This window comes from Ilumatobacter nonamiensis YM16-303, assembly GCF_000350145.1.
Taxonomy (GTDB): domain Bacteria; phylum Actinomycetota; class Acidimicrobiia; order Acidimicrobiales; family Ilumatobacteraceae; genus Ilumatobacter_A; species Ilumatobacter_A nonamiensis.
The window spans coordinates 22,911-32,670 of record NZ_BAOL01000026.1 but is presented as its reverse complement, the minus strand read 5'-3'; the positions used below and the strand labels follow the sequence as shown (position 1 = coordinate 32,670).

Below are 9,760 nucleotides of genomic sequence, written 5' to 3'. Positions count from 1 at the left end.
TCGTACTCGGCGTCGCCCAGGATGACGTATTCGGCTGCTTCCAGATCGACGTCGAGCAGGATCTCGGTCACCCGCGGGACGAGCTCGGTCACGCCGGCGCCCATCAGCGCGATCTCGCGCCGGATCTCGTCGAGTTGCTCGCGGAAGTGCGTTCGCAGCTCGTCGGTCATCAGCCGAACCGGCCCGTGACGTATTGCTCCGTCCGCTCGTCGTCGGGCGAGGAGAACACCTTCTCGGTGGGATTCATCTCCACCATGATCCCCGTGCGCGTGTCGCTCGTCTCGCTCACCTCGACGGAGAAGAACGCAGTCCGATCGCTCGTACGCGCAGCCTGCTGCATGTTGTGGGTCACGATCACGATCGTGTACTCGTCCTTGATCTCCTGCATCAGTTCCTCGATGCGCGCGGTGGCGATCGGGTCGAGCGCCGAGCACGGCTCGTCCATCAGCAACACGTCGGGGTCGACGGCAACGGCGCGAGCGATGCACAGCCGCTGCTGCTGGCCACCCGACATTCCCAGCGCCGAGGTGTTGAGGCGGTCCTTCACCTCGTCCCACAGCGCGGCACGACGGAGCGAACGCTCCACGATGTCATCGGTGTCGCTCTTCTTCTTCGCGCGTCCGGCGACCCGAGGGCCGTAGGCCACGTTGTCGTAGATCGACTTGGGGAACGGATTCGGCTTCTGGAACACCATGCCGATCCGCCGGCGCACCTCCACCGAGTCGACGCCCTCGTCGTACAGGTCGACGTCGTGATAGCGGAGCGATCCCTCGACACGCGCGGACGGGATAAGATCGTTCATCCGGTTGAAGCAACGCAGGAGTGTGGTCTTGCCGCAGCCCGAGGGGCCGATGAACGCCGTGATCTCATGCTCCCGGATGTCGAGATCGACGTCTCGAACAGCGCGGAAGTCGCCGTAGAAGACGTTGAGCGCGCGCGCCTCGAACACGTTTCGTGCGGACGCCGCCGATGCGCCGTACTCGTCCTGCGTCTCGGCCTCCGCGGCTACGCCTGAGCTGTCGGTGTCGGTCATTTCAGTGGTCCTCAGTTTCATTGTTGCACCTGAGCTGTGTCGAAGGGGTGGGTGGGGGGATGGTCGTCGATGTTCATGCGCTGACGTCAGACGGTGCGCTTGTTCTCGTATCGGTTCCGCAGCAGAATCGCCGCGAGGTTCAGCAGCAGGACGAAGCACAACAGGACGACGATCGCTGCGGCGGCCGCAACGGCGAATCCTGCATCACGCCCGGACTGCTGGACCCACGTCGTGATGATGATCGGCATGGCGGTGAATCGGTCGTCGAGTGCGCCGACGTCGGTGAAGCCCGGGTTGGCCGTGAGGCCACCGGTGATCGCACCGATCAAGATCAGCGGGGCCGCTTCGCCGATCGCGCGCGACATCGAGAGCAGAGTTCCGGTGAGGATGCCGGGGGCGGCGTACGGAAGCATCTGCGTGCGGATCACGTCCCACTTCGTCGCCCCGACTCCGTATGCGCCTTCCTTCAGTCCCGACGGAACCGATCGGAGGGCTTCCTGCGAGGTGATGATCACCACCGGGAGAACCAGGATCGCGAGGGTCAGACCTGCGGAGATGACCGTGGGACCATTGGTGATGTTCTCCTTGATCCAACCATCGTTCACGAAGAGGTAGAGACCGAGCAGTCCGTACACCACCGACGGGACGCCGGCGAGGTTGCGGATGGTGAGCTCGACGAAACCGGTGAACCTGTTCGTCGACGCATACTCCTCCAGGTACACCGCTGCGGCGATCCCGATCGGGAACGCGAAGACCGCGACGAAGATGGCGATCCACAGCGATCCATACAGGGCTTGGTGGACCCCGAGCAGCTCGTCCTCGGATCGAGAGCGGAGTGTCCCCTGGAGGAACCCTCCGAGACGCGTGCTCAGCTGCGGCCAGCCGCCGTTGATCTGGTCGAAGAACAGGATTCCGACGATGAGCAGGGTGACCACGATCGACCCGACGACCAGTGCCTTGAAGACACGGCCCGCCACGTCGGCGCGGGGTTCGGTGATACTCGCTCGGATGGACTCGCGGGTCTTGTCGCCGACGAGGGGTTCGGTGAAGATCATGGGAGCTTTCTCAGTACTTCTCTCGGACACGTGCAACGAATGCGTTCCCGAGCAGGTTCAACAGCAGTGTGATGACGAACAGCACCAGGCCCACGAAGAACAGGCTCTGGAACGTCAGACCTTCGCCGACCACCTGGTCGGTCCCGCTCGCCAGCGACGCCATGGCGGCGGTCATGGTGAGGCCGCCTTCGTACGGGTCGGCGTTGAAGAGCGCCGCATCGGCGGCACCACCGGCGAGGAAGACGACCATCGTCTCCCCGATCGCTCGACTGGTCGCGACGATGAATGCGGCGACCAGCCCCGACGTCGCAGCGGGGAGCACCACGCGGGTCACGGTCGTGAACTTTCGTGCGCCGAGACCGGAGGAGGCTTCGCGCAGCTCTCGAGGAACCGAGCGCATCGCGTCCTCGGAGATCGATGCGACGAGCGGAATCGTGAGGATCCCGACGCCGATGCCGGCAGCGAGCAACGACCCTCCGCTGTCGCCTCCGATGTTGGCCACAACGTTCGGCGCGATGAACGCGATCGCAAAGGCACCGAGCACCACCGAGGGGATGCCCGCCAGGATCTCCAACGCGGGCTTGAGGAACTTGCGGGCCTTGGGCCGTGCGTACTCGGACAGGTAGATCGCGGCGCCGAGACCGAGCGGTGTGGCGACGATCATGGCGACGACCGTGACGATGATCGTGGCCACGAGCAACGTCGGAACGTCGTAGATCCCGCGTCGCGGGAACCAACCGATCTGTCCCCAGGTGGTCGCCCAATCGACCTCGCTCATGAAGGTCCAGGCCTCCCGGAGGAGCGACCAGATGATGAGGACGGAGATCAGTACCGAGACCATCGCGGCAAGGGTCACGATGACTCTGACGAGGACTTCTCGTGCGCGCCGACCGCCGGGGGCGGCCAAATCCTGCACGGTGAGAGTGGTGTCGCTCATGGCGATGCGTTCGATGACTTCCTGTGGAGAGTTTGGCGGGAGAGTAGTGGCGATCGGAGCGGGAGCGGTCGGTGCTCCGGCGCCGAACACCGGTGTCCTCCGGCACCATGCGGTACCGGAGGACACCCGTTCACCGGGTCATGACGGACCCGGCGGGGGGACCGATCAGAGCGCGCTGTCCCAGGCGGCCCGAACCTCGGCCTTGGCATCGTCGCTCAGCGCCACGTAGTCGACCTCGGCAACGGCGGTGTCGAGACCCTCCGCCATGTAGAAGTCGACGAACGCCTCGAGCTGCGGGTTCTCGGCGGCCGTCGCGTTGTTCACGTAGATGAACAGCGGCCGGCTGACCGGGTACTCGTTCGATGCGATCGTGTCCGGGTCGGCTGCGACACAGCCTTCGCCACCGTCGACCTCGAGGAGCTTGACGTTCTCCGCAGTGTCGGCGAACGCGTAGCCGACCCAACCGAGGCTCGTGTCGGCTCCCTGAATGCCCTGCAGGATCACGTTGTCGTCGGCGGACGGGTTGTAGTCCGGACGAGTGATCGCCTCCTGCTCACGCTCTTCGGCGATTCCCTCGAGGACGATCTCGATGAAGCTGTCGAACGTACCCGATTCCTCACCGGGGCCGTAGATCTCGAGCTCGGCGTCGGGCAGGTCGCCTTCGCCACCGACTTCGACGGCGAGTTCGTTCGCATCGCTCCAATTGGTGATGCCGGTCGACTCGGGACCGACCATGGCGTAGATCTGCTCGAACGACAGGCACTCGACCGCGTCGTTGGCCGAGTTCGTGATCACGGCGAGGCCGTCGATCCCGACCTGGAGCTCGGTGAACTCGATGCCGGCCTCTTCGCAGGCAGCGGCCTCTTCGTCCTTGATCGCGCGGGAAGCGTCGGAGATGTCCGTCGAACCCTCGCAGAACAGCACGAAACCGTCACCGGTTCCGGGACCGTCCACGGTGATGTTCACGTCGGGAGCCTGCTCGTTGAAGAGTTCCTGGACGCGCACCGAGACCGGTTCGACGGTGGACGAACCCGAGATGGTGATGTCACCCGAGAGGCTCGACAGGTCGGCGGTCTCCTCGGAGCCCTCGTCCTCCATCGCTTCGGAGGTCTCGGTCTCTGCTTCCTCCATCGCTTCGGATGTCTCGGTCTCTGCTTCTTCCATCGCCTCGGACGTTTCCGTCTCGGCGGCTTCTTCGGCCTCGGTCACCGCGGACTCTGCGTCCTCGACGGCCGCGCTGGCCTCGGTCTCGGCTTCGTCACTGCTCGAATCGTCATCGCTGCCGCATGCTGCGACCACGAATGAAAGGGCGACTGCCCCGGCGAAAATACGACGTTTGCTGTTCACGCTGTCGAACTCCAATGGTGTTGTTTGGGGGGTTGAACGTCGCGCCGAACCCAGTGCTCGGGCGACGAACAAAAAGCTACGGAGCCAAGGTGAACCGAGCAGCTCACTCGGTGAACGGACGGTGAACGACCGACGACCCCCAGGCCAACAACGCGGCGGGGCGGGTGATGAACCCGTTCCGACCCGGCCGACGGGTCGCTCCGGGGACTTCAGGTCAGTCGGAATTCAGTCGGAACCGCGGGTGGAGGTGGCGGCCGTCTGGCGTTCGACCGTCCAGCGGTACATCCGTTCCTGAGGATGCGGCTCGAACGCGTTCGTCGGGCCGATCCGGTCCCACGACGCGTCCGGCTGCATCTCCCACGCCACGACGTCGTCGTCGAGCGCGAACTCGATCGCCTGATCGAGCCATGCTGTGTGTCGCGGATGCTCGATCGGCACCATCACCTCGACGCGCCGGTTGAGGTTGCGCGGCATCAGGTCCGCCGAGCCGATGAGGTACACCGCATCTCCGGTCGCTCCGGCGACCCGTTCGCCGTGGATGACGTTCCCGTGAGCGAACCGGTAGATCCGACTGTGTTCGAGGTAGCGGCCGAGCACGCTGCGAGCGCGGATGTTCTCCGACAGTCCCGGCACGCCGGCGCGCAGGCAGCAGATGCCGCGGACGATCAGATCGATGCGTGTTCCCGTGGCGCTCGCGGCGTACAACGCCTCGACCATCTCCTTGTCGGCGAGCGAATTGCACTTCAGCGTGATGTGTCCATCAGGACCGAACGACGATTCGTGTTCGATCAGATCGAGCAACGCCCGACGCAGATCCCGGGGAGCGACGAGCAGCGTGCTGTAGTCGACGGTGCGGCTGTAGCCGGTGAGGTGGTTGAACAGCTCCATCGCGTCGTCGCCGATGTTCTCGTCGCACGTCAGCAGGCCGAGGTCCTCGTAGATCTTGGCGGTCTTGCCGTTGTAGTTGCCGGTCCCGATGTGGCAGTAGCGACGCAGGCGGTCGCCGTCGTCCCGGACCACGAGCACGACCTTGGAGTGGGTCTTCAGCCCGACCATCCCGTAGACGACGTGAACCCCCGCGCGCTCGAGCTGCTTCGCCCACTGCACGTTGGTCGCCTCGTCGAAGCGCGCCTTGAGCTCGACGAGGACCGCCACCTGCTTGCCGCTCTCGGCCGCACGGATCAGGCTGCGGATGACCGCGCTGTCCCCGCCGGAGCGGTACAGCGTCATCTTGATCGACTTCACCTTCGGGTCGTCGGCCGACTGCTTGATGAACTCCTCGACGCTGGTCGAGAAGCTCTCGTAGGGCAGATGGACGAGAACGGAGCGATGCCGCATCACGTCGAAGATCGGACGGTCGGCGTCCTCGGCTGCTGCGAGGCGCCCGGCGTTGACCGAGGGCCACGGCTCGTCCTTCAGGTCGGGACGGTCGATCGACATCATCGCCCACAGGCAACTGAGGTCGAGCAGCGAGCGGTGGTACGTGACGTCGGCGTGCGTCAGTTCGAGCTCACGTACGAGCAACGCGAGCAGCTCCGGGCCGACGTCGTGGGCCACTTCGAGTCGCACGGCCTTGTTGAACCGACGGCGGCGCAACTCGCTCTCGACCGCTTCGAGCAGGTCGTCGGCCTCGTCCTCTTCGAGGTTGATGTCGGCGTTGCGACTCACCCGGAACACCGTCCACTCCTCGACGATCATGCCGACGAACAAGGTGTCGAGCTTCGCGGCGATCAGTTCCTCGACGGGCAGGAATCGTCCGGTGGCGACCTCGACGAGGCGGGGGAAGACGTTCGGCACCTTGAGCCGGGCGAACCGCCGATCGCCGGTGTCGGGGTCGGCCACGTTGACCGCAAGCGAGAGTGCGAGGTCGGAGATGTACGGGAACGGGTGACCCGGGTCGACCGCGAGCGGTGTGAGCACCGGGTACACCCGCTCCTCGTACCACCGGTCGAGCGCGTCGATCTCCTCGCCGGAGAGGTCTGCGTAGTGGATGATCTCGACGCCCTCGGCCGCAAGCGCCGGGATGAGCTCGTCGACGAACGCGGCGTCGAGGCGCTCGACGAAGTCGGGGACGTGCGCCATGATGTCCTCGATCTGCTGAGCGGGCGTCCGACCGTCCGGAGTCGGACGGTCGAAGCCCGCCGCGATCTGGTCCTTGAGCGCCCCGACGCGGACCTGGAAGAACTCGTCGAGATTGGTCGACACGATCGCGCAGAACTTCGCCCGCTCGAGCAAAGGGATTCCGGGCTCGGACGCCAGTTCCAGTACCCGATCGTTGAACGCGAGCCAGCTCAACTCGCGGTTCAGGAAGCGTTCGTCCGCGCCGGGGCGTCCCGACCCGACGGGACCGCGGAGCGGGAGCTGGACGGGGGGAACCGATTCGTCGGCCTGCTCGTCGTGCGGTGCCGGCCAGGATGGAACGTTTGCCACCGCGCCCCGTCTCGTCAGGCGTCGCTGGACGGGGTGGACGGCTCGGACGGTTCGTCCGGCGTCTGGTCCTCGCTCGGGCTCGCATCCTCGGCCGGGGCGTCCTCTTCCGAGGCACTCTCGTCGCTCGCGCTGCTCGCCTCGGTCTCGGCTTTCGGTGCGTTCGACTGCTGCATCACCACGCCGAGGTCCCATTCGATCGAGATCATCTCGCGCTCGGCATCGCGCACGATGCGCTCACGGTTCCGTCGGAACTGCGGGTCCTCACGGGGCAGCAGCACCAGTCGGGCGAGCACGCGGGCGCGGAATTCATCGAGCGTCTGACGGTCACCCCAGTCGCCGTAGACCTCCCAGTGAGGTGACACCGGGCCGAGGTAGACGATCCGCGCGTGCGCCTTCGGTTCGGTGGATTCCGCGCTGGTATCGAGGTCTGACATGGCGCGCACTCTAGCGAGTCCGGCGTCGGTCGGGCCACGAGGAGTTCCACGCCGCGGACCCGGCCGAGTTCGGATCCACCCCGCTGGTCGAAATGCTTGCCACTTACATTACGAACGTGTTACAGTTCGCCTTCGTTGTCGCGACGGACTCGAACTCCCGGAGTACATCGACGCGACACCGAGAACGCCAACGAAACGAAAAAGAAACGGGGAACCACGACGAACTGTCGAACGTCAACACTGGTGAAAGAGTTGATGAAGATGGAACCCGGTTCTCTCCACACAAAGGATCCTCGATGATCAAACGAAGCAAGCGGTCCCCCCGACGCACTTCCCCCGGGTTGAGCGCAGAAGCCATCGCCGAACTGAACGGTCGCCCCGTCGAACTCAGCACGGCTGCGCCCGATCCCGACTCCGAGACCGCCTGGATGGCCGACGGCAACTGCCGCCTGCATCCCCCCGCCACGTTCTTCCCGAGCGACGGTGTCGGCGTCGACAAGGCCCGCAAGATCTGCCGTGACTGCCCGGTGACGGGCCGCTGTCTCGAGTTCGCTCTCACCGAGCGCATCGATCACGGCGTGTGGGGCGGATGCTCCGAACGCGAGCGCCGACGCATCCTCAAGACACGCCGCCAGGAAGCCACCGCCAGCGCCTGAGTGTTCGTCGGTGCCGGTCACCGATGAACACTTTCAGAGGCGGTAGACGCGGCGGGCGGTTCCGCTGAACAACGCGTCCTGCTCGGCGTCGCTGTACTGCGCGGCCAGTTTCTGCATCGCGTTCCAGTACGCGGTGTACGACAACGAGAACCGGTCGACCGGGAAGTTGCTCTCGAACATGCAGCGTTCGGGGCCGAAGCACTCGATCGTGTGCTCGTACCAGCGCCGCTGCGCACGGAGCAGTTCGTCCGACGTCGGTGGTGCCGCCGCCGTGTGGAACCCGAAACCATTGTCGGGCATGGCCAACCCGCCGAGCTTGGCGACGGTGTTCGGGCAGGCCGCGACCTCGGCGATGTCGAGCTTCCACTGTTCGAAGATCTGATCGTGGCGGCCCGCGAACCGCCCGACTCCGACCGGAGTGCCGAAGTGATCGAGCACCATCGTCGTTCCGGGAGTCGCGCGGGCGAGGTCCGTGAAGTCGGTGATCTGGTGGTGGAAGTTCCAGCAGTCGTAGGTGAGCCCGCGCTCGCCCAAGCGCGCCACACCGCTCCGGAACGCAGGGTCGGCGGACTTTCCCTCCGCATACAACCCCGGAATCATGTGGGCGTCGGGTTCGAGTGCGCGGGCGAGAGCGTCGCGAATGCCGCGGAACCGACCGCCGGCCGCTGACTCGTGGGCATCGAGGATGTCGTCGAGTTGATCGTGCGCGAGGTCCGCGTGAGCGACGATCCCGCTGATCGGTGCCGCGTCCGGGAAGCGTTCCGCGAGCTCGTCGGCTGCCGCCGCGACGAACTCGGTTTCACCGACGGGGCGAAGGTGATCCGCTCCTCCGGTCCGATAGGCAGCGTGGCACTCGATGAACACTGTTTCGACGATGTTGTGGCCGGCGCCGGTGTCGGCCACGAGCGCATCCACCCCGTACGGCAACGCTCCGTCCGGCGGCCACAGGTGGTGGTGCGGATCGATGATCTCGCGAGTCGTGTCGAGCGGTGTCTCGACGACCTGGTCGAGCCATTCCTGCGTTCCGGGTTCCATGGCCCGACGGTACACAGCCGCCGCGTCAGGCCACGGACGCGAGCGTGCCCCGACCGCGTGGGTCAGGGCACGACAGCGACTTCGTTCGGTTGTCGAACGCGTCGAGCGTCAGGATCCCGCGGATGACTTCTCGTCGTCGGCGCCGGCTTCTGCCGATTCGGCCTTGCCCTGATCGAGTCCGTCCTTGAACTCCTTCTGGGCCTTGCCGAGGTTCCGGGCCAACTTCGGCACCTGCGAACTCCCGAACAACAACAGGATCACGGCGACGACGATGATGACTTCGTTTCCTCCGAGCATGACCTCATCCTACCCACTTCGACTGCCTGGCAGGTATCGCACTGGCCGAGGGGTGCGGCGGCTCGGTCAGGTGCCGACGATCAGGCGCCGACGATCAGGCGCCGATCGTGCTGCGTGCCACTTGCGCCCGTTGGCGGCGAATCCGGCGCCGCTCGCGTTCGGAGAGACCGCCCCAGATGCCGAACTTCTCGCCGTTCTGCAGCGCGAACTCGAGGCAGTCGTGGCGAACCTCGCAACCACGACACACTTCCTTGGCCTCGCGCGTGGACGCACCGCGTTCCGGGAAGAACAGGTCAGGGTCGACCCCCAGGCAGTTGGCGCGGTCGTGCCAGTCCACTTCCGGCTCGACCGGCGTGGCGCTGATCGTGATGCTCGATGTGGTGATGAATTGCATGGTGTGGACCTCCTGCCAAGGCGCCGGGTCCAGCGGCACAAGCGAATGAATGGTGCGAATGTCGTGTGGCCGACGCTCCACATCTCCGCGAACTCCCTGGTAGTGGGGGATGCTTGACGTGGGGCTTGCGACGTTGTAACTA

The 9,760-nt window shown here is 65.5% G+C and carries 10 protein-coding genes; 1 reads left to right on the top strand and 9 read right to left on the bottom strand.

Annotated features, from left to right (window positions below; translation table 11 throughout):
• Nucleotides 1-169: 169 nt before the first annotated feature.
• The 6 genes from pstB to ON45_RS23510 form a co-directional block, all read right to left on the bottom strand.
• Nucleotides 170-1,054, bottom strand: a complete 885-nt coding sequence (gene pstB, locus ON45_RS03815; RefSeq protein WP_373281580.1) for a phosphate ABC transporter ATP-binding protein PstB — start codon at nt 1,052-1,054, stop codon at nt 170-172.
• Between the two features lie 65 nt (nt 1,055-1,119).
• A complete protein-coding gene (pstA, locus tag ON45_RS03810; protein ID WP_040492083.1) occupies nt 1,120-2,088 on the bottom strand; it encodes a phosphate ABC transporter permease PstA in 969 nt (322 codons plus the stop codon).
• Nucleotides 2,089-2,098: 10 nt separating this feature from the next.
• On the bottom strand, nt 2,099-3,025 hold the full coding sequence (gene pstC / locus ON45_RS03805) for a phosphate ABC transporter permease subunit PstC (protein WP_040492082.1): 927 nt from the start codon (nt 3,023-3,025) through the stop codon (nt 2,099-2,101).
• 165 nt (nt 3,026-3,190) lie between these two features.
• Nucleotides 3,191-4,324 carry a substrate-binding domain-containing protein gene (locus tag ON45_RS03800; protein ID WP_051062396.1) on the bottom strand — a complete coding sequence of 378 codons (1,134 nt, stop codon included), beginning with the start codon at nt 4,322-4,324 and terminating at the stop codon, nt 3,191-3,193.
• A 273-nt stretch (nt 4,325-4,597) separates the two neighbouring features.
• Nucleotides 4,598-6,802: a polyphosphate kinase 1 gene (gene ppk1, locus ON45_RS03795; protein WP_241432147.1), complete on the bottom strand. Its 2,205-nt coding sequence runs from the start codon at nt 6,800-6,802 to the stop codon at nt 4,598-4,600.
• A gap of 14 nt (nt 6,803-6,816) precedes the next feature.
• Nucleotides 6,817-7,236, bottom strand: a complete 420-nt coding sequence (locus ON45_RS23510; RefSeq protein WP_193788222.1) for a hypothetical protein — start codon at nt 7,234-7,236, stop codon at nt 6,817-6,819.
• 341 nt (nt 7,237-7,577) lie between these two features.
• Between ON45_RS23510 and ON45_RS03785 the strand changes: the two genes are divergently transcribed.
• Complete coding sequence (locus ON45_RS03785; RefSeq protein ID WP_241432146.1) at nt 7,578-7,892, top strand: WhiB family transcriptional regulator; 315 nt, start codon at nt 7,578-7,580, stop codon at nt 7,890-7,892.
• Nucleotides 7,893-7,925: 33 nt separating this feature from the next.
• On the opposite strand, the gene ON45_RS03780 is transcribed toward ON45_RS03785, so the two are convergent.
• The 3 genes from ON45_RS03780 to ON45_RS03770 form a co-directional block, all read right to left on the bottom strand.
• Nucleotides 7,926-8,927, bottom strand: a complete 1,002-nt coding sequence (locus ON45_RS03780; protein ID WP_040492081.1) for an amidohydrolase family protein — start codon at nt 8,925-8,927, stop codon at nt 7,926-7,928.
• A 108-nt stretch (nt 8,928-9,035) separates the two neighbouring features.
• Entirely contained in the window at nt 9,036-9,224 is a 189-nt protein-coding gene (locus ON45_RS03775) for a Sec-independent protein translocase subunit TatA/TatB (protein WP_040492079.1), read from the bottom strand.
• Nucleotides 9,225-9,318: 94 nt separating this feature from the next.
• Nucleotides 9,319-9,699, bottom strand: a complete 381-nt coding sequence (locus ON45_RS03770; RefSeq protein WP_277619158.1) for a WhiB family transcriptional regulator — start codon at nt 9,697-9,699, stop codon at nt 9,319-9,321.
• Nucleotides 9,700-9,760: the final 61 nt, after the last annotated feature.